Genomic DNA, 24,976 nt, shown 5'->3' with positions numbered 1-24,976 from the left:
GCCACCACGCTACCCGACGCCTCGGTCGCCCCTGCGATTCACCCGAGCTCGGCGAGCCACTCGCGCATGCGTGCCTTCACCTCGGCGAGGCGTTCGCCGTCGGGCATGCGCCCCCAGGTCAGCCCGACCGACGCGCGCCCGCCGGGCCGGTCGCTCGAGGAGGCGAGCACGAACTCGCCGCCGTCGAGCGGGAACCTGGCGGTCGGATGCTTCGCGGTGAGGTTGAGCGCGAGGGGCGCCGTGCCGAGCGCCGCCTCGACGACCGCGGCGAGCGAGCGCAGCGCCGCCGTCTTCTCGAGGTCGACGGATCGGGTCACGCTCGCCTCGAAGCTGCCGTCCTGCCGCTGCCCCGGCCGGCGGATGCCCCGCGCCTGCTCGTACGCGACGGTCACGTTCTGCGCCCACCAGGGGTCGACGCCGTGCTCGGCGACGAGCCACGTCGCGACCGCCTTGTGCGTCCAGCCGCCGGCCGCCGCCCCGGCCTCGTCGAGGCGGGCGAACCACGCCTCGCGCGGTTGCCCCGTCGCCGCCGCGACGGCGTCGTCGCCTACCCCGTCGGCGTTCGATCCCACGGTCTCACTCGCCATGGGGCCACGCTACCGGCGCGGGGGCGAACGCATCCCGGGTGCGCGCGGCGGGTCGAAGGAGGATTCCCCCGGCACGCCGGCGGATCGCCGCATCCGCGCCGGATCGTCCTGCGACTCGCCACCCCGCGCGGGGTTCGGGGTCCGGGGGCGGGGTGCGGGGGGCGGGGTGCCGGGTGCGGGATACGGGTGCGGGCTACGCCTGCGCGGCCCTGGCGATGCGCAGGAAGTCGTCGACCACGAGCTGCTCGCCGCGCGCCTGCGGGTCGACGCCCGCCGCCTCGAGCACCGCCGCGGCCGAGGCCGAGCTGCCGCCGAGCACTCCCGAGAGCGACTGGCGCAGCATCTTGCGGCGCTGCTGGAACGCGGCGTCGACGAGCGCGAAGGTCGCGATGCGCTCGGCCTCCGACCCGGGCGCCTCCGACCGTTCGAAGCCGACGAGCACCGAGTCGACGTTCGGCACCGGCCAGAACACCATGCGCGACACCTGGCCCGCCGTGCGCCAGCGCCCGTACCAGGCGGCCTTCACGCTCGGCGCGCCGTACACCTTCGAACCCGGCTCGGCCGCGAGGCGGTAGCCGACCTCGGCCTGCACCATGACGATGCCCGACCGTAGCGAGTCGAAGTGCTCGAGCAGGTGCAGCAGCACCGGCACCGAGATGTTGTACGGCAGGTTGGCGACGAGCCGCACCGGCGCGCCGGGCAGCTCCGTCACCCGCATCGCGTCCTCCGTGACGACGGTCAGCGACGTGCCCGGCTGCATGATGCCGGCGGTGTGCGGCAGCTGGGCGGCGAGCCGCTTGTCGATCTCGACGGCGATGACGTCGGCGCCGGCCTCGAGCAGGCCGAGCGTCAGCGAGCCGAGCCCCGGGCCGATCTCGAGCACGGTCTCGCCGCGCTCGACGCCCGCGGTCTGCACGATGCGCCGCACCGTATTGCCGTCGTGCACGAAGTTCTGGCCGAGTTTCTTCGTCGGGGTCACCCCGAGCAGCTCGGCGAGGTCGCGGATCTCGGCGGGACCCAGCAGCCGCGGCTGCGCGGCGGGGCCGTCGCTCTCGGCCTCGTGGCGGTGCGCGGTCACGCCCCGTCGCCCCTCGTCGTCGCCCCCTGCACGGGGTCATCCTCCCACGAGCCGTACACGGCGAGCGTGTTCGACGCGAGCCCGGCGCAGAACTCGTCGAGCGGCGCCCCCAGGGTCTCGGCCATGAACCGCACCGTGTGCGGCACGAGGTACGGCGCGTTCGGGCGTCCGCGCAGCGGCACCGGCGTGAGGTAGGGCGCGTCGGTCTCGACGAGGATGCGCTCGCGCGGCAGCACCCGCAGGGCCTCGCGCAGGTTCTCGGCGTTCTTGAACGTCACGTTGCCTGCGAACGAGCAGTACCAGCCCTCGTCGGCCGCGATGCGGGCGAGCTCCGCGCCGCCCGAGAAGCAGTGGAAGACGGTGCGCTCGGGAGCGCCGACCCGGCGCAGCGTCGCGACGACCTCGTCGTGCGCGTCGCGGTCGTGGATCTGCATGGCGATGCCGTGCCGCTTCGCGATGTCGATGTGCGCCTCGAAGGCGCGGAACTGCGCCGGCCGCCCGTCGTCGCCCGTGCGGAAGAAGTCGAGCCCCGTCTCGCCGACGGCCCGCACCCGCGGCTGCGCGGCGAGCTCGTCGATCACGGCGATCGCCGCGTCGAGCGAGCCGGATGCCTCGAGCTCGGGCGCCTCGTTGGGATGCAGCGCGACCGCCGCGAGCAGCCGCGGCTCGCGCGCGGCGACCTCGGCCGACCACCGGCTGGTGGCGACGTCGGTGCCGACCTGCACGGCGCCCGCGACGCCGACCGCGGCCGCCCGCTCGAGGTGCTCGTGCACGTCGAGCAGCGTGTCGGGACGCCCGGGCGGCGCCTCGTCGGAGGGCTCGAGGTGCGTGTGGTTGTCGTAGACCGGGATCGGCAGCGGTTCGGGCAGCGCCGGGTAGCCCTGCCCGGTGCTCGTCGACGACGCCACCTGCTACTCCGCGACCTCGACGCGGGGGAAGAGCGCCTCGAGCGGCGCGACGCGCTCGCCGAGCTCGGCCTCGTTCGCGCGATCGATGCGGGCGTCCTGCACGGAGCCGGGGGCGCCGAGCGCCGTCCAGAGCTTCGCCGCGGCGACGGGCGTCACGGGCGACAGCAGCACGGCGAGGGTGCCGAGGCCGCGGTAGGCGGTCGCGAGCACCGTCTCGAGCCGCTCGCGGTTGGCCGGGTCCTTCGCGAGGGCCCACGGCTCCTCGGCCGTGAGGTAGCCGTTGAGCGCGTCGACCAGCTCCCACGCGGCGGCGATCGCCTCGTGGATCGCGATGCGGTCGACGGCCTGCCACGAGGCCTCGGTCGCGCGACGCTCGACCGACGCGATCTCGATGTCGGCGGGCTGGAGCGCGCCCGCGGTCGGCACGACGCCGTCGCAGTAGCGGGTGATCATCGCGATGACGCGCGAGGCGAGGTTGCCGAAGCCGTTCGCGAGCTCGGCCTGGTAGCGGGCCGCCAGGTCCTCCCAGGAGAACGAGCCGTCCTGGCCGAACGCGATCGCGCGCATGAAGTAGTAGCGGAACGCGTCGGAGCCGAACGTCGAGGTGATCTGCTCGGGCGCGATGCCGGTGAGCTTCGACTTCGACATCTTCTCGCCGCCGACGAGCAGCCAGCCGTGGCCGAACACGCCCTTCGGCACCTCGAGGCCCGCCGCCATCAGCATGGCGGGCCAGATCACGGCGTGGAAGCGGAGGATGTCCTTGCCGACGATGTGCTGCGCGGGCCAGCGGCGCGCGAACTCCTCGTCGTCCTGGCCGTAGCCGACGGCGGTGATGTAGTTGAGCAGCGCGTCGAACCAGACGTAGACGACGTGGGTCTCGTCCCACGGGACCTTGACGCCCCAGTCGAACGTCGAGCGCGAGATCGAGAGGTCGGTGAGGCCCGAGCGCACCCAGCCGAGCACCTCGTTGCGCGCCGACTCGGGCTGCACGAAGTCGGGGCGCTCCTCGTAGAGCGCGAGCAGGCGCTCGGCGAACGCCGAGGTGCGGAAGAAGTAGTTCTTCTCGTGCAGCAGCTCGACGGGCTTCGAGTGGATCGCGCAGACGAGCTGGCCCTCGTACTCGCCGGCGCCCGGCACGAGGTCGGACTCCTGCTTGTACTCCTCGCAGCCGACGCAGTAGTAGCCCTCGTACTCGCCCGTGTAGATGTGGCCGTCGTCGTAGAGCTTCTGCAGGAACTTCTGCACGTTGGCCTCGTGACGCGCGTCGGTCGTGCGGATGAAGTCGTCGTTGGCGATGCCGACGGTCTCGAGCAGCGGGATCCAGGCGTCGGCGACGAGCTTGTCGGCCCATTCCTGCGGGGTGACGCCGTTCGCCGTCGCGGTGCGGAGGATCTTCTGGCCGTGCTCGTCCGTGCCCGTGAGCATCCACGTGTCGTCACCGGCCTGCCGGTGCCAGCGTGCGAGCACGTCGGCGGCGACCTCGGTGTAGGCGTGCCCGATGTGGGGCACGTCGTTGACGTAGAAAATGGGCGTGGTGATGTAGAACGAGGAGGCTTCGGCCATGCGCTCAATCTTATGGGCGTCTCGAGCACCATTACTGCGGAGGCTTCGGGCTCAGCCACGAGGCCGCTCCCTCCTATGGGATGCCCCGCCTCCCCGCTACCCGCGCTGCGCCTCCTCCTCGGCATGGCGCTCGCGGCGCCGCCGGCGCACGCTGCCGTCGCCGATCGCGGGCGGCACGGCCTCGGACACCTCGAGGTGCTCGTGCGGGGTCGGCACGCCGAGCGTCACGTCCTGCTCCTTGATCGCGGGCTCGCGCACCCGCTGCCCCGGGTACTCGACCACGCGGAAGCCGAGCACGATCTTGCCCGGGGCGTCGCGCCGGTCGAGCGACCGGTACGCCTCGGCGACCTCGCCGAGCGGGAAGACGTCGGCGATGGGCAGGCGAACGCGTCGCGCCGAGACGAGCGCGGCCACCCGGCCGAGCGCGACGACGTCGCCCGTCCCGAGGGCGACGGCGTCGCTGGCCTCGACGGCCGCCTGGTCGAGCACGGTGAGGATGCGCGAGCGGGGCACGCCGAGCGCGAGCGCGGCGGCGGTCTCGCCGCCCAGGAAGTCGAGGAACGCGGTCACGGGCCGCGCGTGGTCGGTCGCCTCGACGATCGCGGTCACGCGCTCGGCGAGGCCCGGACCGTACGCCGTCGGGATCACGCCGAACTGGCGCAGGAAGTCGAACCGCTCCTCGGCGGTCGTGCCGATGACCGTCGCGCCGCGGATCCTCGCGAACTGGGCGGCGAGGCATCCGACGCCGCCGGCGGCGGCCGTGACGACGATCGTGTCGCTCGGCCCCAGTGCGAGCCCCTCGACCGCGTTCCACGCCGTGGTGCCGGCGAAGTGCAGCGAGCCGGCGACCTCCCAGGAGAGCCCGGGGGGCTTGGGCAGCAGCTGCCGCTCGGGCACGACCACATGGCTCGCCTGCGCACCGCGCGCGACGAACCCCATCACCTCGTCGCCGCGAGCGAAGCGGGCGACGCCCGGTCCGGTCGCGATCACGACGCCGGCGAGGTCGCTGCCCTGGCCGGCGGGCAGTTCGACGGGCCATCGATCGGGGTGCTCCCCGCGCCTCGCGGCGCTGTCGGCGGGGTTGAGGCCGGCGGCGAAGACCTCGACGAGGACCTCGCCCGGCCCGGGCTCGGGCACCGGCACCTCGTCGACCCGCAGCACCTCCGGGCCGCCGTACTCGGCGAATCGGACGGCGTGCGCGCCGCCCCCGTGCGTTCCGTGCGTGGCATCCATCTCGCACCTCCCATGTCGGGCGATGCACCCATTCTCCCCCGTTCGGGGGGTGACCGACAGGGGTTGCGCCGACCGTCCCGTCTGACGCAGGATGCTCCGCCCGCGGCCGCGCGGTCGTCGGGGCTACTCGACGGGCCGCTGGCGGTGCGCGAGCGCGGCCTCGTAGAGGTCGCGCTTGCCGAGGCCGGTCTCGGCGGCGACGAGCGCGGCCGCGTCCTTCAGGCGGGTTCCCGAGGCGGCGAGCCCGAGCACGCGCTCGAGCGCGCCCTCGGGGTCGACCGACGTCTCGCCCGCACCGCCCACGACGATCACGATCTCGCCGCGCACGCCGCCGGCGGCCCACTCGGCGAGCTCGCCGAGGCCGCCGCGACGCACCTCCTCGTGGAGCTTCGTGAGCTCGCGGCACACGGCGGCCGGCCGCTCCGCGCCGAACGCCTCGGCGAGCGCCTCGAGGCTCGAGGCGAGCCGCGAGGGGCCCTCGAAGAATACGAGCGTCCGCCGGTCGCCGGCGAGCTCGGTGAGCCGGCGGGAGCGCTCGCCCGCCTTGCGCGGCAGGAACCCCTCGAACGCGAAGCGGTCGGTCGGCAGGCCCGACACGGCGAGCGCGGTGACCACCGCCGAGGGCCCGGGGATCACCGTGACGAGGACGCCCGCGGCCGCCGCGGCGGCGACGAGGGGGAAGCCGGGGTCGGACACCGTCGGCATGCCGGCATCGCTCAGCACGAGCAGGTCGTGCTCGCGAGCGAGCTCGACGAGTTCATCGGCCTTCTGCCGCTCGTTGTGCTCGTGCAGCGCGATGAGGCGAGGGCGGTTCGCGATGCCGAGCGCGGCGATGAGCCGCTGCGTCACCCGGGTGTCCTCCGAGGCGATCACCGTCGCGGCCTCGAGCGCCTCCCTGAGTCTCGTCGAGGCGTCCCCGAGATTGCCGATGGGCGTCGCCGCGAGGATGATCATGCCCTCAAGTCTGTCCTAGTGTTGGGCGCATGAGTGTCGACGCGTCGGTGGAGCCCACGGGTTCCCGGCTCGACGACTGGTGGTCGCGGCAGATGTCGACGCCGGCCCGCCGCCGGCTCTGGTACTGGGGCGGCCCGATCCTCGTCACCCTCGTCGCGGCCGTGCTGCGCTTCTGGAACCTCGGGCATCCGCAGCAGATCGTCTTCGACGAGACGTACTACGTGAAGGACGCGTGGACCCTCCTCCACAACGGCTACGAGTCGCGGTGGCCCGAGGGCGCCGACACCGACTTCGCGGCAGGCGACACGAACCTCTACCTCGACGACCCCTCGTACGTCGTGCACCCGCCGCTCGGCAAGTGGATGATCGGCCTCGGGATGGCGGCCTTCGGCGCGGGCGACGCGTTCTGGTGGCGGGCGACGACGGCGCTCGCCGGCACGATCGCCGTGTTCCTGATCACGCTCATCGGCCGGCGGCTGTTCGCCTCGACCGCCCTCGCGGTCACCGCGGGCCTCCTCTTCGCGGTCGACGGCAACGCGATCGTGATGTCGCGCGTGGCGCTGCTCGACAACTGGGTCATGCTGTTCGCCCTGCTCGGCTTCTGGTTCGTGCTGCTCGACCGCGCCCATGCGGAACGCGCGCTCGACGCCCGGCTCGCCGAGGCCTGGGCGTCGGGCCGCGATCCGCACTACGGGCCGGCGCTCTGGGCCCGCCCCTGGGTGGTCGCGGCGGGCGCGGCCTTCGGCGCGGCGGCCGCCGTGAAGTGGTCGGGGCTGTGGTTCCTCGCGGCGTTCGGCATCTACCTCGTCGTGGTCGACGTCGTCGCGAGACGGCGAGCGCGGGTGCCCTTCTGGCTCACCGGCGGGCTGCTGAAGCAGGGGCCGGTGACGTTCGTGCTCCTGGTGCCCGTGGCCGCGGTCGTCTACCTCGCCTCGTGGACCGGCTGGCTCACGACCGACGGCGGCTACTACCGCCACTGGGCCGAGGAGGCCGGCAACGCGGCGACCGGCCTGTTCGCGTGGGTCCCGAGCTCGCTGCAGAGCCTCTGGCACTACCACGTCTCGGCGTACGACTACCACGTGGGCGTGCACAGCGAGCACCCGTGGCAGTCGAACCCGCTGACGTGGCTCCTCATGATCCGGCCCACGAACATGTACTACTCGGACGACGCCTCGGACGGGCTCGTCTCCTCGATCATCGGCGTGGGCAACCCGATCATCTGGTGGGCCGCCGCCGCGGCATCCCTCTATCTCGTCTACCGGCTCGCCCGGTATCGCGAGTGGCAGGCGGGCCTGATCCTCGTGGGGCTCGCCGCCGGCTACCTCCCGTGGCTCGGCTACCTCGGCCGCACGGTGTTCCAGTTCTACTCGATCGCGTTCGAGCCGTACCTCGTGCTCGCCCTCGTGTTCGTGCTCGGCATGATCGCGGGCCGGCCCGCGGACGAGCGCTGGAAGCGCACGCGGGGGCTCGCGGTCGTCGCGGTGTTCCTCGGTGTCGTCCTGCTCGTCTCGGCGCTCTACTACCCGCTCTGGACGGGCGTGCCGATGACCCCGACGCTGCGCCAGCTGCACTTCTGGCTGCCGAGCTGGGGGTGAACCCGGCCGCATCGGTTCAGCGCGCTTCGGCGCCGGCGCGCTGCGCGGCGAGCCTCAGCTCGAGCTGGTCGAGCACAAGCTCGAGGCCGTAGCCGAACTCGTCGCCGAACTCGTAGTCGTGCCCGAGGACCATCTGCTCGAGCATCTCGGCGAGGTGGGGGTACTCGTCGGCGGGCAGTTCGAGCCCCTCGGCGAAGGCGTCGGCGCCCTCGTCGGGGGTGAAGGGCAGGGTGAGCTCGGTGAGCACGAACCCGTAGATGTAGGCGTCGAGCACCGAGTAGGCGTGCGCGGCGAGCGCGAGGTCGAAGCCGCCGTTCCGCAGCACCCCGAGGACGCGATCGTGGTGGCGCATGACGGCCTGGCCGGGGTTCGTCCTCGATTCGAGGAGGCCGAGCGCCCAGGGGTGCGCCGTCAGCACGGCGCGCATCGCATCGGCCCGGTCGACCATCGCCGCCCGCCACGGGCTGTCGGTCTCGAGCAGGGGGATCTCCTCGAAGGCCGCGTCGGCGAGCAGGTCGAGCAGCTCCTCCTTGCCCGCGACGTGATGGTAGAGCGACATCGCCTCGGCGCCGAGCGCCTTGCCGACGCTGCGCATGCTGACCGCTGCGAGCCCGCCCTCGTCGGCGACCTGCATCGCGGCGGCGATGATGCGCTCGCGGCTGAGCGGGGTGCGCCTGGCCATTCCGCCTCCGTCCTCGATGCGATCCTTGCGTCCTTACGACTGTAAGGCTATCGTGGGCGACAACGGAACTTACAGGTGTAAGGGAGCATGATGCGCGCAGCAGTCGTCGATCGGTACGGCCCCCCTGAGGTGGCCCGCGTCGAGGAGACGCCCGACCCGGTCGCAGGTCGCGGCGAGGCACTCGTCCGAGTGATGGCCTCGACCGTCAACTCGGGCGACGCGCGCATCCGGGGCGCCCGCTTCCCCCGCGGCTTCGGCTTCCCCGGCCGGCTCGCCCTCGGCGTGCGCGGGCCGCGGGCCCGCGTGCTCGGGGTGGTGTTCGCCGGCGTCGTCGAGGCGATCGGCCCGGATGCCTCGCGCAGCTCCGGCCCGGGGAGCGACTCCCGCGACGGGGCATCCGGGTTCGCCGTCGGCGACCGCGTCTGCGGCATGACCGGCGCGCGGATGGGCGCCCATGCCGAGCTCGTCGCGGTGCCGACGACGCGGCTCGCCCGGATCCCCGACGGGGTGTCGTTCGACGACGCCGCGGCGGTGCTCTTCGGCGGCGCGACGGCGCTGCACTACCTGCGCGACAAGGCGGCGGTGCAGCCGGGCGAGCACGTGCTCGTCGTCGGCGCCTCGGGCGCGGTCGGCACGAACGCGGTGCAGCTCGCGAAGCACTTCGGCGCACGCGTCACGGCGATGACGAGTGCGCGCAACGCCGAGCTCGTCACGGCGCTCGGTGCCGAGCACGTCGTCGACTACGCGGCGACCCCGCTCGACGCGCTCGACGAGCGCTTCGAGGTCGTGTTCGACACGGTCGGCGCCCTGAGCCCGGCGACCGGGCGCCCGCTGCTCGCCGACGGCGGCCGGCTGCTGCTCGCCGTCGCCACGCTCGGCCAGATGATCACCGCCAGGGGCCCGGTGAAGACGGGCACCTCCCCCGAGCGCCCCGAGGACTTCGCGACCCTGCTCGACCTCGTCGCCGACGGCACCCTCAGGGTCGTGGTCGACGACACGCTGCCGCTCGACGGGATCGCCGAGGCGCACGCCCGGGTCGACACCGGTCGCAAGGTCGGCAACCTCGTGCTCCACCCTCAGCGCGGCACGACGGGAGCCTGAGGCGTGGACCCGACCCGGATCATCCTCGCCGGCGGCTGGGTGTCGCTCATGCTCGTCTACCTGCTCGGCGACGTGCTGCGCCTGTTCTCAGGGGACGCCGTCATCGGCAGGATCGGCGACAAGGCGGCCTCGAGCTGGATGTGGCTCGTCGCCGCCCTCGTCATGCTCGTGCCGATCGTGATGATCACGGTCTCGCTCATGGTGCCCGCGACGCCGCTCAAGTGGATCACCGTGATCGTGTCGGCCGCGCTCGTCGTCTTCAACCTCTCGGGCCTGCCCTACAAGGGGCTCTACGACAACGTGCTCATCGTCCTCGGGTTCGGCTTCAACGTGCTCGTGATCTGGCAGGCGCTCGCCTGGCACCCCGAAGCGGAGCAGTGATCCGGCGGGCGCGCGACGCCGCGGGCGCAGGGCCACCGGATCGTCTCGGGTTCACGCCGCGGCCGAGATCGCCATGACGAGGTTGCCGCCCTTGTGGCCGCCGTCGACGATGCGATGCGCCTCGACGACGTCGTCGAGCGCGAGCACCCGGTCGATGACCGGCCTGATCGCACCCGCGGCAGCCAGCTCGCCGACGAGCGCGAGGTCGGCCGCCTTCTCGGCGAGCGGGTGGAGCCCGGTGAACAGGTTCGCCGCCCGCTGCCCCGAGTCGGTCGACCTCGCCCGTCGGGTGCGCAGGAGCACCGGCAGCGACGGGACCGTCGAGAGGTAGATGCCGTCGGCGGTGAGCACGGGGCGGCATTCGCGGAACGAGCGCGTGCCGACGGCGTCGAACACCACGTCGTAGCGCTCCCCCGTCGTCGCGACGTCCTCGCGCGTGTAGTCGACGACCCGGTCGGCCCCGAGCGAGCGCACGAGGTCGAGGTGCGCCGGCCCGCAGACGCCGACGACCTCGGCACCGAGGTGCTTCGCGAACTGCACCGCCGCGGAGCCGACGGCGCCCGAGGCCCCGTTCACGAGCACGCGGTCGCCCTGACGCACGCGGCCGCCGTCGCGCAGGAACGGGATCGCCGTCAGGAAGCCGTCGACGATCGCGACGGCATCGACCGGATCCCACCCGGCCGGAACGTGCGCGACGAGCCCGCCCTCGGCGATGCGCACGAACTCGGCATGCGCTCCGGGCTCGGGCGCGAGGGCGCCGTGCACGCGGTCGCCCGGCGCGAACCGCCGGACGGAGGACCCGACGCGCTCGACCACGCCCGCGAACTCGAAGCCGAGGACCGCGTGGCGCGGGCGCATCAGCCCGAAGTAGAGCCGCGCAAAGGCCGGGCGGCCGCTGCGCGCCGCCGCGTCGGTCGGCCCGATCGTCGTCGCCTCGACCCGCACGAGCAGCTCGTCGTCGCGGATCTCGGGGTCGCGCACCTCGCGGAGGGCCACGACCTCGGGCCCGCCGTACCGCTCGACGACCGCCGCCCTCATCGCTCCGCCTCCTCGGGGTAGCCGAACACCTCGTCGAGGGGCACGCCGAAGACCCGGGCGATCTGGAAGGCCATCTCGAGCGAGGGCGAGTAGCGGCCCTGCTCGATGGCGATGACCGTCTGCCGGGTCACGCCGAGCCGGCGCGCGAGCTCGGCCTGGGTCATCTCGCCCTGCCGGAATCGGAGCGCACGCACCTCGTTCGTGACCCGCGTCGGCTTCACCACGCGGGCACCCCCCGCCGGTACGCGACGAGCCTGGTGACGCTCGACACGATCGCCGACAGCACGAAGCACAGGTAGACGACGTTCGCGATCCAGAACCAGTCGACCTCGAGCATGGCGAGCACGAGGGCGCCGAGCGCACCGGCGACCACGAACCAGTTGCCCACCCGGTCGCCGAGCCGGTCGATGTCGCGGTCGCGCACGTCGCCCCTGGTGCTGTCGCTCGGTACGAAGATCTCGACGACGATGCGCAGCACGATCGCGACGACGATCGCCCCGCCGATCGTCCAGAGCATGGCCGGCACGTAGTCGACCTCGCCGACGGTCGCACCGCCGGCGAACTGCGGCACGACCAGGGACAGGTACACGGCGTAGCCGACGACGGCGATCACCAGGTACTGCCAGGTGCCCTTCTCCTCGTACGACATGCCGGACCCCTTCGCTCGATGTCAAGAATGCTTGACATCCAGTGTCAATCACAGCAGACATGATGTCAAGCATTCTTTACACGATGGGCGCCTAGTGGCCGGCACCGCCGTCGACGAACTTCAGGCCGACGACGCAGCCGACGAGGCCCATGAGCAGGGCGATCTTCACCCACGAGACATCCGAGTCGCCCGTGATCATCGACCAGATGACCGTGAGCGCCGCGCCGATGCCGACCCAGACCGCGTACGCGGTGCCGATCGAGATGTCGCGCATCGCCCAGGCGAGCCCGCCCATCGAGAGCACGATCGCGACGCCGAAGATCACCGACGGCCAGAGCTTCGTGAAGCCCTCGGACTTGCCGAGCGCGGTGGCCCAGACGGCCTCGAGCACACCGGACGCGATGAGGATGACCCACGCCATGACTGTTCACTCCTTGAGCCAGTCGTCATGTCCGGGTACTGGGTGCCCTCGTCCGGTGGCCGCATCTCGCGACCTGCGAACAGGCTAGCAAGCGGGGCTGATCAAGCCCTGTGCACGAGCGCGAAGTGCTCGACGACCGGGAACGGCTCGTAGAAGCCGTGCAGCAGCGCCCGCCACCGCTCGTACTCGGGCGAGCCGCGGAACCCGTGCTCGTGCGCCTCGACGCTCTCCCAGTGCACGAGCAGCAGGTACTCGTTCGGCGTCTCGATCGAGCGCGAGAGCGTCAGGTCGATGAAGCCCGGCATCGAGGAGATGATCTGCTTCGCCTCCGCGAACACCGACTCGAACTCGGCCTCGCGGCCGGGGACGACGGGCAGGAGCGCATGTTCGAGGATCATCGGGCCACCGTAGCGGGCGACGGCCGGGACTCGCCGGCCGGCACGGCCTCCACGGCGGCTCGGGCCGCCGCGACCCGTGCCTGCTGCTCGGCCGCGGGGCGGCCCTCGAGCGGCGCCGCGAACGCGAGATGGTCGCGCAGCGCCGACTGGATCGCGGGCAGCGCCCGGGCCACGCGATCCTCGACCTCGCCGTGCACCTCGATCCACGGCACCCCGGTCGCGGCGAGCACCTCGCGGAACCGACCGTGCATGTCGTGCCGCAGGTGCTCGCCGTCGCGCATCCCGTCCTGCACGAACGGGATCTCGTCGCCCGTCAGCACGTACAGCGCAGGCCGGTGCGCGGCCGCACGGGCAACGAGCCGCGCCGCCTCGTGGCCGACGTACCGCTCGTGCCAGACGGTCGTGGCGAGCACGTCCGTGTCGCACACGAGCACCGGCACCGGCACGCGCCGCAGCGCCGTCTGCTCGAGGGCGAGCTGGCGATCGACGACGAGGTCGAACTCGTCGCTGCGCCACGGGGCGGCGAGCCCGCCCTCGCGCGTCTCGGAGTACTCGCGCCCGTACTCGGGCACCCAGTCGGTGCCGAGCGCCTCGGCGAGCGCCGCCGCGAGCGTCGTCGTGCCCGTCGACTCGGCTCCGACGACGACGACGCGGGCGGCGAGGTGCGCGCGGGCGGCCGGAGCCAACTCGTGCCAGTGGCCCCACGGGTCGGCGCGCACCGCCGTTCCCGACACGGGGTTCAGCACCCGGCCGGGGTCGACCTGCACCCACTCGGCGCCGAGGCGGCCGGCGAGCTCCGCACCGTACGGGTCGCTCGTGAAGACGGCGTCGACGGGGCCGGCCGCGAGCGAGGCGATGAGCGCCGTGTGCGCCTCCCACGAGGCATCCGACTCGAAGTCGACCGGGGTGTCGTCGACGGCGGACACCACCCTCGCCGTCGGGTGCTCCTCGCGCACCCATGCGGCACGCGCGGCGAGCGGGATCGTCTCGACGCTCGACCCCAGCACCTCCACGGTGACGCGGTCGCAGGCTCGCAGCGCGCTCGTGATGAGGTTCGAGTGCCCCGCGTGCAGCGGATAGAACTTGCCGATCACGAGGCCGTGCGCGAAGCGGACCTCGCGCTCAGACATGCGCGGGCTCCGGCTGCGCTGGCGCCGCGGCCCCGGCCTCCCGCTCGACGCGGCGCCATGCACGCCAGCTCGCCGCGCAGATGCCGATGAAGAGGAGGTAGAGGACGGCGGTGATCCAGAGCCCCGCGGCGACGGCGAGTGCCGCGAAGGCGACGTCGACCGCGATCCACACGAACCAGTTCTCGATGCGCTTGCGATTCAGCAGGTACTGCGCGACGAGGCTCGCCGACGTCGTCGCGGCGTCGGCGAGCGCGAACTGCGAATCGGTGAACGTGGAGAGCACCCACCAGATCGCAGCGGTGCCGGCGACGGCCGCCGCGGCGAGCCACGGCCATTGCCGGGCGGGCGTGCGCGAGATGTAGCCGTGGTCGCGTTCGACGCCGCGCACCCAGTGCACCCAGCCGTGGACGCCGAAGGCGAGGAACACGAGCTGCAGCGCGGCGGCGGCGTAGAGGCCCGTCGACGCGAAGAGCCCGATGAACACGAGGTTGTTCGCGATGCCGATCGGGTACGACCAGACGTTGCGGAGCCCTGCGAGCACGACGCAGAGCGCACCCGTCGCGAACCCGAGCACCTCGGTCCAGTGGGCGGAGAGCCATTCGATCACCAGAAGAGCCTAGAGAACGCGTGGACGGCGCGCGCACCCCGTCGGCGAAGCATCCGCGATGCGTGCGCCCGCGTGCGTGCGTTGCCCTGCGTTACGGGCCTCACCGATCCGGGCCCGCCGCACGCGTACCGTTGCCCGCATGGCAGACCGCGAATACGGCTTCAAGACCCGCGCCATCCACGCGGGCAACATCCCCGACCAGGTGACGGGCGCCCGCGCGCTGCCGATCTACCAGACGAGCGCGTTCGTCTTCGACGACACCGCCGACGCGGCCGCCCGCTTCGCGCTGCAGAAGTACGGCAACATCTACTCGCGCCTCGCGAACCCGACGGTCGCGAGCTTCGAGGAGCGCGTCGCGAGCCTCGAGGGCGGCCTCGGCGCAGTCGCGACCGCGTCCGGCCTCTCGGCGCAGTACATCACCTTCGCCTCGCTCGCGGGCGCCGGCGACCACATCGTCGCCTCCGCGAACCTCTACGGCGGTTCGATCACCCAGCTGGATGTCACGCTCCGCCGCTTCGGCGTCGAGACGACCTTCGTGGCGAGCTCCGACGCGGCCGACTACGCGGCCGCCATCCAGGAGAACACGAAGGCCCTCTTCGTCGAGACCATCGCGAACCCGTCGGGCGAGATCGCCGACCTCGAGGCGCTCGCCGACGTCGCCCACGCGCACGGCATCCCCTTCATCGTCGACTCGACGCTCGCGACCCCCTACCTCAACCGCCCGATCGAGTGGGGCGCCGACCTCGTCACGCACTCGGCGACGAAGTTCCTCGGCGGCCACGGCACGACCCTCGGCGGACTCGTCGTCGAGTCGGGCCGGTTCCACTGGCACTCCGAGAAGTTCCCCCTCTTCGGGCAGCCGGTGCCGAGCTACGGCGGGCTCGAGTGGTCGGGCAACTTCGGCGAGTACGCGTTCCTCACGCGGCTGCGCGCCGAGCAGCTGCGCGACATCGGCCCGACGCTCGCGCCGCACTCGGCGTTCCTGCTCGCCCAGGGCGTCGAGACCCTGCCGTACCGCATCCAGGCGCACGTCGACAACGCCCGCACGGTGGCGACCTGGCTCGCCGAGGACCCGCGCATCGAGCGCGTGCTGTGGGCGGGCCTTCCCGACCACCCGCACCACGAGCGGGCGCGGAAGTACCTGCCGAAGGGACCGGGCTCGGTCTTCAGCTTCGAGGTGAAGGGCGGCCGCGCCGTCGGCCAGGCCCTCATCGAGAACGTGAACCTCGCCTCGCACCTCGCGAACATCGGCGACGCGAAGACCCTCATCATCCATCCCGCCTCGACGACGCACGCGCAGCTCACCGAGCAGCAGCTCGTCGACGCGGGCGTCGCGCCCGGCGTGGTGCGGCTCTCGGTCGGCATCGAGGACGCCGACGACATCATCTACGATCTCGACCAGGCGCTCACCGCCGCGACCGGAGGCACGCGATGACCGACACGCAGACGACGGATGCCCCCGCGGTGCCCGCTGGCGACTCCCTCGAGACGGTCCGCTTCGCGAACGGCCTCTCCTGCGAGCTCCCGGCCTCCTCGCCCCTCGCGAAGCTGCTGCACTCGCAGCGCACGTGGGTCGGCCCCGATGCGAAGGCCCGCCTGCGCATCCTGAACGCGGCGAAGTCGGTCGCGATCGTGGGCGCCTCGCCGAAGCCGCAGCGCTCGAGCTACTTCGTCGGCACCTACCTCCAGCAGTCGAGCGACTACCGCCTGTACTTCGTGAACCCCATGGAGACCGAGATCCTCGGGCAGCCCGCGTACGCGAGCCTGAAGGACCTGCCCGAGGTGCCCGACATCGTCGTGGTCTTCCGCCGCGGCAGCGACATCCCGAGCGTCATCGACGACGTCGTCGCCGTCGGCGCGAAGACGATCTGGGTGCAGCTCGGCATCTGGAACCAGGAGGCCGCGTACTCCGGCGAGGAGCAGGGGCTCACCGTCGTCATGGACCGTTGCATCAAGGTCGAGCACGCGCGCTTCCACGGCGGCCTTCACCTGCTCGGCTTCGACACCGGGCAGATCACGGCGCGCAAGACCCTGCGCTGAGCTCGGCACGGGTCGCGCGCCGTCCCGCCGTCGTCCGCACGAGGTGCGGGGCGGCGCCCCGGCCGGTGGGCGCACCCTCATCGCGCCGGAGCACGGCGGTGCCGGGCACAGCTACGCTGGGCCGATGGCCCGCGAGCTCGACTTCTCGACCGACCCCGAACGCCTCGACCGCGAAGTCGTGCATCGCTGGCTCTCGGAGCACGCGTACTGGGCGCTCGGGCGCTCGCGTGCGACGCAGGACGCGGCGATCGACGGGTCGATGAACTTCGGGGTGTACGACCGCGTGACGGGCGCGCAGCTCGCCTACGCGCGCGTCGTGACCGACCGGGTGACCTTCGGCTGGCTCTGCGACGTGATCGTCGACCCGGCCGCCCGCGGCGAACGGCTCGGTGTCTCGCTCGTCGAGTACGTGCTCGGCGAGCTCGACGCGCTCCACCTCAAGCGCGTGGTGCTCATCACGGGCGATGCGCACGGGCTCTACGAGAAGTTCGACTTCGCCGCGCTCGAGCGCACCGACGACTGGCTGGCGCGGGTCGGACCGGACCCGAACGTCTGAGCGCCCGTCAGGCGACGAGCCGGGCGTCGCGACCGTAGGCGAGCATCTGGAACCCCGAGCCGTCGGGCCGCACGAATCGGTACTCGCGCTCGTGGAGGCGGGTGAAGCCGAGGCGGTCGTAGAGCCGCTGCGCGCCGAGCATGTCGGGGCCGGTGTTGAGGACCACCCGGTCGATCCCCCGGAGCCGGGCGAGCGTCAGCACGTGGCGCACGAGCGTCTCGCCGACGCCGCGGCGCCGGGCGGCCGGTGCGACGCCGAGGAAGCGGAAGTCGAGCTCGCCCTCCTGCGCGACCGGCGACATCGTGGCGCCGGAGCGCGGCGTCGTCGCGGTCCCGAGCAGCTCCCCCGTCGCGGCGTCGGCGGCGACCCACACCCAGTGCGCGCGAGCCCGCTCGGCGACCGCGACGATGTCGGCCCGGTAGCGGGGGTTGAGGTCGAAGTCCGCCGCGTAGGCGGACTCGACGAGCGCGGCCACCGCATCGGCCTCGTCGGCGCGCATCAGCCGGACGACGACGTCCTCCCGTTGCTGCAGCGGGTAGCGGTAGGCGAGCGAGTCGACGTCGGCGCCGACGGCGGCATCGCGTTCGCCGTCGCGCACGAAGCCGAGCCGTTCGTACAGCGCCTGGGCACGGAGGTTGCGGGTGCCCGTGTCGAGCACGAGCGCCGCCGCGCCCCAGCCGAGCGCCTCCTCCAGGCTCGCCCTCGTGAGTGCGGCACCGAGACCCGAACCCTGCGCGCCGGGGTCGACCGAGATGAGTCGGACCTCGGCCTCGCCGGGCCGTGCGACCCTCGAATAGCGGCTGCCCGCGCGCAGCACGCTCGCCGTGCCGACGACCTCGCCCTCGGCGTCGACGGCCACGAGCACGGCCCCGTCGGCGGCGCGCCCGGCGGTGTCGGCCTCGAAGGCGGCCCGCGCTGCGCCCTTCGGCAGGTGGCCGTACGGGCCCGCAGCGAACGAGCGGACGATGAGGGCCGCCTCGGACTCGGACTCGCCTGCGCGAATCGGTCGGATCGTGATGCCGTCGAGCGAGGGGCGTGCGGAGTCGTTCGTCATCGTCAGCCAGCTTATTCGCGCGCGAGGCGCCGATGCCGCGGATGCTGCCGACGACGTGCGCGGAAACGGCCCGCGACGCACGAATCTGCGATCCGCCGAGGCATCCGTGCGCGCGAAGCGGCGTAGCCTTGAGGGGTGACAGCGTTCGTCTCTGCCCTCGATCTGTTCTCGATCGGGATCGGCCCCTCGAGTTCGCACACCGTCGGCCCTATGCGGGCGGCTCGAATGTTCGTCGAGGCGCTCGACGAACAGGGCGCCCTCGGTGCGGTGACCCGCGTCTCATGCTCGCTCTACGGCTCGCTCGGCGCGACCGGGCTCGGCCACGGCACCCCCGACGCGGTCGTCGCGGGGCTCGCCGGCCTCGAACCCCACGACTGCGACCCCGACGACGTGCGCGGCGCCTGGGCGCGGCTCGACGAGTCGGGCCCCGACGGCGCCGAGGTGCTGCTCTTCGGCCGTCACCCGATCAGGCTGCGGCAGAGCGACATCTCGCTCGAGCCCCGCACGCGCCTGCCCGGCCACCCGAACGCGATGACGCTGCAGGCCTTCGGCGACGGGCCGCTCCCGATCGCCGAGGAGACCTACTACTCGGTGGGCGGCGGCTTCATCCGCCGCGAGGGCGACGCCCCGAGCGAGGCCGAGGCGCTGCGCCACCCGCTCCCCTACTCGACCGCGGCCGAGCTCCTCGCCCTCTGCGAGGAGCACGGCGTCTCGTTCTGCGACATCGCGCGCCACAACGAGGTCGCGGTGCACGGCGAGGCCGGCATCGACGAGGGCCTCGACGCGATCTGGGCGGCGATGGCCGAGTGCGTCGCGCACGGCATGGGCACCGAGGGCACCCTGCCCGGCGGGCTCAAGGTCAAGCGCCGCGCCCCCGAGGTGCGTCGCCGGCTCGAGGCCTACGACCGCGACGAGATCGAGGCCCTGCACCACCGCGACACCTCCACGGAGTGGCTGCACGCCTTCGCCCTCGCCGTGAACGAGGAGAACGCCTCGGGCGGTCGCGTCGTCACCGCGCCCACGAACGGCGCGGCCGGCATCATCCCGGCGGTCGGCCACTACTACCTGCGCTTCGTCCCCGGTGCGGATGCCGCGGGCATCCGCCGCTTCCTGCTCACGGCCTCGGCCATCGCGAGCCTCGTGAAGAAGAACGCCTCGATCTCGGGCGCCGAGGGCGGGTGCCAGGCCGAGGTCGGCTCCGCGTGCGCGATGGCCGCGGGCGCGCTGTGCGCGGTGCTCGGCGGCACCCCGGGGCAGATCGAGAACGCCGCCGAGATCGCGATGGAGCACCACCTGGGGCTCACCTGCGACCCGGTCGCCGGCCTCGTGCAGGTGCCGTGCATCGAGCGCAACGCGATCGCCGCGTCGACGGCGGTCTCTGCCGCGCGCCTCGCGCTGCACGGCGACGGCACGCACCTCGTCTCGCTCGACACGGTGATCGAGACGATGCGCCAGACGGGCATCGACATGATGACGAAGTACAAGGAGACGAGCGAGGGCGGTCTCGCGGTCAACGTCATCGAGTGCTGACGGGCCCGTGTCCCCCAGACGGGGACTCTCCCGGCGACGCGGCGCTTCTGTCAAAGTTCTCCCATGGAAAGCGACCCGACGCTCGACCCGTCCTTCTTCTACGGCGCCGGCCTCCTCGGCCTCGTCATCGGCCTCGTGATCTACCTCGCCGTCCTCGCACTCATGCTGTGGATCGGGTACGTGATCATCAAGGCCGCCGTGCGCAACGGCCTGCGCGAGCACACGATGTGGCTGGAGAGTCGCAGGGGCCCCCTGCGCTGACCCCTCCCACCGCCCCGACCGCACCCCGCGCCGCCGTCGGCGTGACGTGGCGCGGCGCCCCGTGACGGCTCGTGTCGCCGCCCGTCGACGCCGTCGCACCCCGCGGCTACCGTGACGGCATGACGACGCCCGTACCCCGCAACCCCCTCGAACCGCCCGACGACCTCGTCTCGCCCGAGTGGCTCGCCGAACACCTGCACGACGAGCGACTCGTCGTGGTCGACGCGACCGTGCTCGGGGTCGAGACGCCCGCCGGGTTCCGCTGGGTGAGCGGGCTCGACGACCACCTCATCGAGGGCCACGTGCCGGGGGCGGTCTTCGCCGACCTCATCGACGAGTTCTCCGAGCCGGGCCCGCGCACCTTCACCCGCCCGAGCCCCGAGCGGCTCGCCCGAGCGCTGCGGTCGCTCGGCATCGACGACCGCACCGCGGTCGTCGTCTACGACACCTCGATCGGGCACTGGGCGGCGCGGTTCTGGTGGTTGCTGCGCTCGGCCGGCTTCGCGAACGTCGCCGTGCTCGACGGCGGCCTCGCCGCCTGGCGTGCCGAGGGCCGGGAGCTCGAGACCGGGTTCCGCGCCCCGCGGAGGGCGGATGAGCCGACCCTCGTCACGCGCGCCGGCTACTGGGCCGACGGCGACGAGGTGCGTCGGATCGTCGCCGGCGAGGCGAATGGCGTGCTCGTCTGCGCCCTGCCGCCCGCCGACTTCCGCGGCGAGTCCGGGCGTCGCGCCCGTGCCGGCCACATCCCCGGGAGCGTGAACGTCCCGGTGGGCTCCGTCCTGGCACCCGAGACCCGGAGGTCGCTCACCGGCGACGAGCTCGCCGCGCGCCTGGCCCCGGCGACCGGCGCGGGTGCGGCCCCGATCATCGTCTACTGCGGCGCCGGCATCGCGGCCGCGGGCACGGCGTTCGCGCTGCGGCGCGCGGGTCACCCGGCCGCGGTCTACGACGGTTCGCTCGAGGAGTGGCTCGCCGACCCCGAGGCGCCGCTCGTCACCCTCGCCTGAGCGCGAAGTCCCGGTCGCGACGGGCGAGGGCGCCGAGTGCTCCGGTCGGTGCCGGGGCGTTCAGCAGGCGCAGCTGATGCCCCCGGCTCCGGCGACGGGTGCTCCGCCGAGTCCGGCGCCGCCGAGGTTCGTGAGCGGGTCGGCTGCGCGCTGCTCGAACCCCCCTGCCGTCTCGTACGCGAAGCCCTCGCGCACCCAGTACTCGAAGCCGCCGATCATCTCCTTCACGGGGTGGCCGAGCCGGGCGAACTCGAGCGCCGCGCGCGTGGCCCCGTTGCATCCGGGCCCCCAGCAGTAGACGACCACCGCGGTGCCCGGTCCGACGAGTGCGGTGCCCTCCTCCGCGATCCGGCGTCGCGGCAGGTGCACGGCCCCGGGCACATGGCCCTGGGCCCACGCCTCGTCGCTGCGCGTGTCGATGAGCACGAACCCGGAGCCGCCCTCGTCGAGCGCGGCGGCGACGTCGGAGACGTCCGCCTCGACCGCGAGACGACCGGCGAAGTGCGCGATCGCCGCCTCGGGCGAGGCGACCGTGTCGAAGAGGCTGGTGACGGAGGCGGTGAGTTCGGTCATGCGCCCAGACTGCCAGCCGGACCGACGCCGAGCGCAGGAAAATCGCGCCATTCCGCCGCGAGATCCGGCCAGTGATCCGAGCGGGTCGGACGGGCACTCGGTCGGGCCCGCTCGGATCGACCGATCAGGCGGACGCGACGGGCGCGAAGAACGCGGTCACGGCGGCGCCGAGCGCGGCGAGGTCGTCGACGTGGGCGAGCTCGCGGGCCGAGTGCATCGAGAGCAGGGGCACCCCGACGTCGACCGTGCGGATGCCGAGCCGGGTCGCGGCGAGCGGACCGATCGTGGAACCGCACGGGATCGCGTTGTTCGACACGAAGGGCTGGGTTCGCACGCCGGCCTGTCGGCAGACGCCCGACCACAGCGCCGAGCCGACGGCGTCGCTCGCGTAGCGCTGGTTCGCGTTGAGCTTCAGCAGGGGGCCGCCGCCGAGGACCGGGCGGTTGGCGGGGTCGTGCCGCTCGGGGTAGTTGGGGTGCACGGCATGGCCGGCGTCGGAGGAGAGGATCCAGGACGCGGCGAACGCACGACGACGCTCGTCGTCGCCGGCGCCGAGGCCCGCGGCGATCCGCACCAGCACGTCCTCGAGCATGGGGCCGCTCGCCCCCGAGCGCGACTCCGAGCCCAGCTCCTCGTGGTCGAACGCGGCGAGCACGCTGACGTGCGCGGCGTCGGCGGGAGCGGCGAGGAGCGCCACGAGCCCGGCGAAGACCGAGCTCAGGTTGTCCATGCGGCCGGAGGCGAACAGCTCGCCCGAGCGGCCGAACCGCGCGGGCGCCTGCGTGTCGGCGACGAGCACGTCGTGCCCGACGATCGTCGCGCCGGGGACACCGGCGAACCGGGCCAGCTCGGCGACGAGGTCGGCCTCGTCGTCGCCGACCACGCCCCAGACCGGTTGGGTGTGGCGCTGCTTGTCGAGGGTGAGTCCCTTGTTGACCTCGCGGTCGAGGTGGATCGCGAGCTGCGGGATGCGCAGCATCGGCCCGGTGCGCACGAGGTGCAGCTCGCCGTCGTCGGTCGCGATGCGGCCGGCGAGCTCGAGCTCGCGGTCGAGCCACGAGTTGAGGAGCGGCCCGCCGTAGACCTCGACGCCCGCCTGCAGCACGCCGTCGCCGCCGGTGGACGGGTTCGGCTTGAGCTTGAACGACGGCGAGTCGGTGTGCGCGCCGAGGATGCGGAACGGCGTGACCGGGCCGGCCCCCTCGGGCTGCACCCACGCGATCACCGCACCGTCGCGCACGACCACCCGACGCCCGGGCGTCGCGGGCCAGGCCGCGGTCTCGTCGAGGCGGTCGAAGCCGGCGGCCTCGAGCCGCCGCGCGACCTCGGCGGCCGCGTGGTACGACGAGGGCGAGGCCTGCACGAATGCGGCGAAGTCCTCGATGTAGGCGTCGGTCGTGATCACGGGAGTGGCGTCAGGCATGCCTCCATCCAACACCGCCGACCCCCGCGACGACGAACCCGGGGCCGCGGGACCACCGGCGCACGACTCGGGTCCTGGCCCGTCGGGCTCACGCGAAGCGCACGACCGCCTGCAGCCTCGAGCGGACCTCCATCACCTCGGTGCCGCCGAGGTGCGCCGAGCCCGGCAGCCCCTCGCGCACGGCGCTCGCGAGACGCGAACTGCGCACGAGCGCGACGATCGCCCCGCGGTTCGTGCCGCCGAACTCGATCGGCTCGGCGGCGTACTGGTCGGGCACGACGACGACGAGCGCCGTCGGCCTGACCTTGGCGGCCTTGCCGATGGCCTTCGCGCGCGCCGCGAGCGCCCGGATCGGCCGTTCGCCGGCGAGCGCCTCGCCGACGAGCTCGCCGCGCTTCAGCGCGACGGGCCCGCCCCAGTCCTCCGACTGGATCGCGAAGAGGCCCGTCGGGCCGAGCACGAGGTGGTCGAGCTTCGGCGGGAGGCCGTGCCCAGCGGCGTCGGTCGCGAGGTCGTGCCAGATCGTGTACGCGATGCCGAGCGTCGACAGCGAACGCGCGGTCGACTCCTCGGCGAGCGCATCGGCGAGCACGTGCCGGATGTCCCGGGGCGCGCTGCGGACGAGTGCCGGGTCGTACGGATCGGCCAGCGGCACGCCGCGCCCGACCCACTCGCGGATGAGCCCGAGGTACCGCTCGCGGGAGAGGCCGCCGGGGTGGCCGTGCGATCGGGCGAGCGGCCGCGAGTCCCGCCGCGGCCGGGGCGCCGCGGGTGCCCACGTCGCCCGCGTCGGTGCGGCGACGCCGCCCGAGCCGCGGTCGAACGCCGCCCGCGCCGAGGGCGTCCCGACGAGCGCCCATGCGCGCTGCACCGCGTGGAAGCGGGCCGGGTCGCCGCCGGTGTCGGGGTGGGCCACGCGCAGCGCGCGCCGGTAGGCCGCGCGGAGCTCCGTGGCATCCGCGTCGGCTGCGACGCCGAGCACCTCGTACGGTGAGTCGGAGAGCGGGGAGTCGGGCATGGGCTCGCTTTCGATCTGCGACCACGACAATACCCCGGCGCGCTGCGCCCCGGGTCTAGACTGCGGAGCATTCCGGCCCGCCGGGCCGCACAAGCGCCGGGAGGCCGCGATGCTCGTGGAGGTCAACTACTGGGCGGTGGTCGTCGCGACGCTCTCGACGATGCTCGTCGGATCGATCTGGTACACCCCGAAGGTCTTCGGCAACTATTGGATGCGGGTCGCCAAGGTCGACGACTCGGGCGACCGCGGAGCCGTCGGCCCGATCCTCACCACGCTCATCGTGAGCTTCATCTCGGCCTGGGTGCTCGCGATCGCCGCGCAGATCGCCTGGACGACGCTCGGCGGCAGCTACCTCGGCGTCACGATGATGACGGGGCTGATGCTCTGGGCCGGGTTCACGGCCGCCCGCTTCATCACGCACGACGCCTTCGAGGGCCGCCCCGCGGGCCTCACCATCCTCAACATCGCGCACGAGCTCGTGACCGTCATCGTGATGGCGCTCATCATCGGCGTCTGGCCGCCGGCCGGAACCGTCTAGCCGGGTACCGACGAGGGCCGACGCGCGAGCGGCGGCCCTCGTGCGGGGTCAGGCGACCGGCACCGTCGCGGCCGACGTCCTGGCGATGGTGGGGTACCCGCTCAGCGCGCCGGTCACCTTCACGGTGAGCGTCTTGCCCTTCTGCGTCGTCGTCGGGGTGAAGGTCGACGCCGTCGCCCCGGTGATCGCGGTGCCCGAGGCGTACCACTGGTAGGTGAACGTCGTTCCGGTCGTCCACGTGCCGGGCTTCGCCGTGAGCATCGAGCCGACCTTGACGGTGCCCGAGATCGTCGGCGTTGCGGTCGTCGCGACCTTCGCCGTCGCCGCCGAGGTCTTCGACACGGTGGCGTAGCCCGACAGCGTGCCCTTCACCGCGACGGTGATCGCCTTGCCGGCCTGCGCGCTCGTGAGCGTGAAGGTCGACGCCGTCGCACCCGTGATCGCAGTGCCCGACGCGTACCACTGGTAGGTGAACGCGGTGCCCGTCGTCCACGTGCCGGTCTTCGCCGTCAGGGTCGACCCGACCGCCGCCGTGCCCGAGATCGTCGGCGTCGCGGTCGTCGCGACCTTCGCCGTCGCCGCCGAGGTCTTCGACACGGTGGCGTAGCCCGACAGCGTGCCCTTCACCGCGACGGTGATCGCCTTGCC

General features: G+C 73.1%; 28 protein-coding genes and 1 pseudogene. 10 read left to right on the top strand and 19 right to left on the bottom strand.

What is annotated here, in order from left to right:
* Positions 1–38: 38 nt before the first annotated feature.
* The 6 genes from ACFVSL_RS08320 to rsmI all read right to left on the bottom strand — a co-directional run bounded on the left by ACFVSL_RS08320 (position 39) and on the right by rsmI (position 6,323).
* A complete protein-coding gene (locus tag ACFVSL_RS08320) occupies positions 39–587 on the bottom strand; it encodes a hypothetical protein (RefSeq protein ID WP_386940098.1) in 549 nt (182 codons plus the stop codon).
* A 193-nt stretch (positions 588–780) separates the two neighbouring features.
* Positions 781–1,665 carry a 16S rRNA (adenine(1518)-N(6)/adenine(1519)-N(6))-dimethyltransferase RsmA gene (gene rsmA, locus ACFVSL_RS08315; protein ID WP_386940096.1) on the bottom strand — a complete coding sequence of 295 codons (885 nt, stop codon included), beginning with the start codon at positions 1,663–1,665 and terminating at the stop codon, positions 781–783.
* Positions 1,662–2,573, bottom strand: coding sequence for a TatD family hydrolase (locus tag ACFVSL_RS08310; protein ID WP_386940094.1), 912 nt, complete (start codon positions 2,571–2,573; stop codon positions 1,662–1,664). Before ACFVSL_RS08310 ends, rsmA begins: the two co-directional genes overlap by 4 nt.
* A gap of 3 nt (positions 2,574–2,576) precedes the next feature.
* A complete protein-coding gene (metG, locus tag ACFVSL_RS08305; RefSeq protein ID WP_386940093.1) occupies positions 2,577–4,136 on the bottom strand; it encodes a methionine--tRNA ligase in 1,560 nt (519 codons plus the stop codon).
* A gap of 96 nt (positions 4,137–4,232) precedes the next feature.
* Complete coding sequence (locus ACFVSL_RS08300; RefSeq protein WP_386940091.1) at positions 4,233–5,369, bottom strand: NADP-dependent oxidoreductase; 1,137 nt, start codon at positions 5,367–5,369, stop codon at positions 4,233–4,235.
* 123 nt (positions 5,370–5,492) lie between these two features.
* On the bottom strand, positions 5,493–6,323 hold the full coding sequence (gene rsmI, locus ACFVSL_RS08295; protein WP_386940090.1) for a 16S rRNA (cytidine(1402)-2'-O)-methyltransferase: 831 nt from the start codon (positions 6,321–6,323) through the stop codon (positions 5,493–5,495).
* A 29-nt stretch (positions 6,324–6,352) separates the two neighbouring features.
* Between rsmI and ACFVSL_RS08290 the strand changes: the two genes are divergently transcribed.
* Positions 6,353–7,918: a dolichyl-phosphate-mannose--protein mannosyltransferase gene (locus ACFVSL_RS08290; protein WP_386940088.1), complete on the top strand. Its 1,566-nt coding sequence runs from the start codon at positions 6,353–6,355 to the stop codon at positions 7,916–7,918.
* Between the two features lie 16 nt (positions 7,919–7,934).
* On the opposite strand, the gene ACFVSL_RS08285 is transcribed toward ACFVSL_RS08290, so the two are convergent.
* Positions 7,935–8,600 (bottom strand): TetR/AcrR family transcriptional regulator, encoded by a 666-nt coding sequence (locus ACFVSL_RS08285; protein WP_386940086.1) that lies wholly within the window; start codon positions 8,598–8,600, stop codon positions 7,935–7,937.
* A 90-nt stretch (positions 8,601–8,690) separates the two neighbouring features.
* On the opposite strand from ACFVSL_RS08285, the gene ACFVSL_RS08280 reads away from it, so the two are divergent.
* Together ACFVSL_RS08280 and ACFVSL_RS08275 are read left to right on the top strand one after the other, a co-directional pair.
* Positions 8,691–9,701, top strand: a complete 1,011-nt coding sequence (locus ACFVSL_RS08280) for an NAD(P)-dependent alcohol dehydrogenase (protein WP_386940084.1) — start codon at positions 8,691–8,693, stop codon at positions 9,699–9,701.
* Positions 9,702–9,704: 3 nt separating this feature from the next.
* On the top strand, positions 9,705–10,082 hold the full coding sequence (locus ACFVSL_RS08275) for a hypothetical protein (RefSeq protein WP_386940082.1): 378 nt from the start codon (positions 9,705–9,707) through the stop codon (positions 10,080–10,082).
* Positions 10,083–10,133: 51 nt separating this feature from the next.
* Here the strand turns inward: ACFVSL_RS08275 and ACFVSL_RS08270 are convergent, their stop codons facing one another.
* The 7 genes from ACFVSL_RS08270 to pnuC form a co-directional block, all read right to left on the bottom strand.
* A complete protein-coding gene (locus tag ACFVSL_RS08270; protein ID WP_386940081.1) occupies positions 10,134–11,120 on the bottom strand; it encodes an NAD(P)-dependent alcohol dehydrogenase in 987 nt (328 codons plus the stop codon).
* Positions 11,117–11,344, bottom strand: coding sequence for a helix-turn-helix transcriptional regulator (locus ACFVSL_RS08265; protein ID WP_386940080.1), 228 nt, complete (start codon positions 11,342–11,344; stop codon positions 11,117–11,119). The genes ACFVSL_RS08270 and ACFVSL_RS08265 overlap by 4 nt, the downstream gene beginning before the upstream one ends.
* Positions 11,338–11,769, bottom strand: coding sequence for a hypothetical protein (locus ACFVSL_RS08260; RefSeq protein ID WP_386940078.1), 432 nt, complete (start codon positions 11,767–11,769; stop codon positions 11,338–11,340). Before ACFVSL_RS08260 ends, ACFVSL_RS08265 begins: the two co-directional genes overlap by 7 nt.
* 91 nt (positions 11,770–11,860) lie before the next feature.
* Entirely contained in the window at positions 11,861–12,190 is a 330-nt protein-coding gene (locus ACFVSL_RS08255) for a DMT family transporter (RefSeq protein WP_386940076.1), read from the bottom strand.
* 101 nt (positions 12,191–12,291) lie between these two features.
* A complete protein-coding gene (locus ACFVSL_RS08250; protein WP_386940075.1) occupies positions 12,292–12,588 on the bottom strand; it encodes an antibiotic biosynthesis monooxygenase family protein in 297 nt (98 codons plus the stop codon).
* Complete coding sequence (locus ACFVSL_RS08245; protein ID WP_386940073.1) at positions 12,585–13,718, bottom strand: AAA family ATPase; 1,134 nt, start codon at positions 13,716–13,718, stop codon at positions 12,585–12,587. The genes ACFVSL_RS08250 and ACFVSL_RS08245 overlap by 4 nt, the downstream gene beginning before the upstream one ends.
* A complete protein-coding gene (gene pnuC, locus ACFVSL_RS08240) occupies positions 13,711–14,325 on the bottom strand; it encodes a nicotinamide riboside transporter PnuC (RefSeq protein WP_386940071.1) in 615 nt (204 codons plus the stop codon). The genes ACFVSL_RS08245 and pnuC overlap by 8 nt, the downstream gene beginning before the upstream one ends.
* A 139-nt stretch (positions 14,326–14,464) precedes the next feature.
* Here pnuC and ACFVSL_RS08235 point away from each other — a divergent pair, with 139 nt between their 5' ends.
* From ACFVSL_RS08235 to ACFVSL_RS08225, 3 genes are all read left to right on the top strand, one after another.
* The gene (locus ACFVSL_RS08235) at positions 14,465–15,760 is read left to right on the top strand and encodes an O-acetylhomoserine aminocarboxypropyltransferase/cysteine synthase family protein (RefSeq protein WP_386940069.1); all 1,296 of its coding nucleotides are present in this window, start codon (positions 14,465–14,467) and stop codon (positions 15,758–15,760) included.
* Positions 15,757–16,365 (top strand): CoA-binding protein, encoded by a 609-nt coding sequence (locus ACFVSL_RS08230; RefSeq protein WP_386940067.1) that lies wholly within the window; start codon positions 15,757–15,759, stop codon positions 16,363–16,365. Before ACFVSL_RS08235 ends, ACFVSL_RS08230 begins: the two co-directional genes overlap by 4 nt.
* 124 nt (positions 16,366–16,489) lie before the next feature.
* Positions 16,490–16,921, top strand: a complete 432-nt coding sequence (locus tag ACFVSL_RS08225; protein ID WP_386940065.1) for a GNAT family N-acetyltransferase — start codon at positions 16,490–16,492, stop codon at positions 16,919–16,921.
* A gap of 7 nt (positions 16,922–16,928) precedes the next feature.
* Here ACFVSL_RS08225 and ACFVSL_RS08220 read toward each other — a convergent pair whose 3' ends face one another.
* Positions 16,929–17,975: a GNAT family N-acetyltransferase gene (locus ACFVSL_RS08220; protein ID WP_386940064.1), complete on the bottom strand. Its 1,047-nt coding sequence runs from the start codon at positions 17,973–17,975 to the stop codon at positions 16,929–16,931.
* A gap of 135 nt (positions 17,976–18,110) precedes the next feature.
* Here ACFVSL_RS08220 and ACFVSL_RS08215 point away from each other — a divergent pair, with 135 nt between their 5' ends.
* The 3 genes from ACFVSL_RS08215 to ACFVSL_RS08205 all read left to right on the top strand — a co-directional run bounded on the left by ACFVSL_RS08215 (position 18,111) and on the right by ACFVSL_RS08205 (position 20,776).
* Positions 18,111–19,505, top strand: coding sequence for an L-serine ammonia-lyase (locus ACFVSL_RS08215; RefSeq protein ID WP_386940062.1), 1,395 nt, complete (start codon positions 18,111–18,113; stop codon positions 19,503–19,505).
* 63 nt (positions 19,506–19,568) lie between these two features.
* Positions 19,569–19,766 (top strand): hypothetical protein, encoded by a 198-nt coding sequence (locus ACFVSL_RS08210; protein ID WP_386940060.1) that lies wholly within the window; start codon positions 19,569–19,571, stop codon positions 19,764–19,766.
* Between the two features lie 119 nt (positions 19,767–19,885).
* On the top strand, positions 19,886–20,776 hold the full coding sequence (locus ACFVSL_RS08205) for a sulfurtransferase (RefSeq protein WP_386940059.1): 891 nt from the start codon (positions 19,886–19,888) through the stop codon (positions 20,774–20,776).
* Between the two features lie 60 nt (positions 20,777–20,836).
* On the opposite strand, the gene ACFVSL_RS08200 is transcribed toward ACFVSL_RS08205, so the two are convergent.
* The 3 genes from ACFVSL_RS08200 to ACFVSL_RS08190 all read right to left on the bottom strand — a co-directional run bounded on the left by ACFVSL_RS08200 (position 20,837) and on the right by ACFVSL_RS08190 (position 23,790).
* The gene (locus ACFVSL_RS08200) at positions 20,837–21,349 is read right to left on the bottom strand and encodes a rhodanese-like domain-containing protein (protein ID WP_386940058.1); all 513 of its coding nucleotides are present in this window, start codon (positions 21,347–21,349) and stop codon (positions 20,837–20,839) included.
* A 124-nt stretch (positions 21,350–21,473) separates the two neighbouring features.
* Positions 21,474–22,772 carry a M18 family aminopeptidase gene (locus ACFVSL_RS08195; RefSeq protein WP_386940056.1) on the bottom strand — a complete coding sequence of 433 codons (1,299 nt, stop codon included), beginning with the start codon at positions 22,770–22,772 and terminating at the stop codon, positions 21,474–21,476.
* Positions 22,773–22,860: 88 nt separating this feature from the next.
* A complete protein-coding gene (locus ACFVSL_RS08190; protein ID WP_386940054.1) occupies positions 22,861–23,790 on the bottom strand; it encodes a DnaJ domain-containing protein in 930 nt (309 codons plus the stop codon).
* 109 nt (positions 23,791–23,899) lie between these two features.
* On the opposite strand from ACFVSL_RS08190, the gene ACFVSL_RS08185 reads away from it, so the two are divergent.
* Positions 23,900–24,328 carry a DUF1761 domain-containing protein gene (locus tag ACFVSL_RS08185; protein WP_386940052.1) on the top strand — a complete coding sequence of 143 codons (429 nt, stop codon included), beginning with the start codon at positions 23,900–23,902 and terminating at the stop codon, positions 24,326–24,328.
* A 48-nt stretch (positions 24,329–24,376) separates the two neighbouring features.
* Here the strand turns inward: ACFVSL_RS08185 and ACFVSL_RS08180 are convergent.
* Positions 24,377–24,976 (bottom strand): annotated as a pseudogene (locus tag ACFVSL_RS08180) (carboxypeptidase regulatory-like domain-containing protein); the annotation flags it as partial.

The sequence above is a fragment of the Agromyces sp. NPDC058064 genome, from assembly GCF_042885275.1.
In the GTDB taxonomy this organism is placed as follows: Bacteria; Actinomycetota; Actinomycetes; order Actinomycetales; family Microbacteriaceae; genus Agromyces.
Note: the sequence above shows the minus strand (reverse complement) of the source record. Positions and strands in the feature narration are given on the sequence as shown.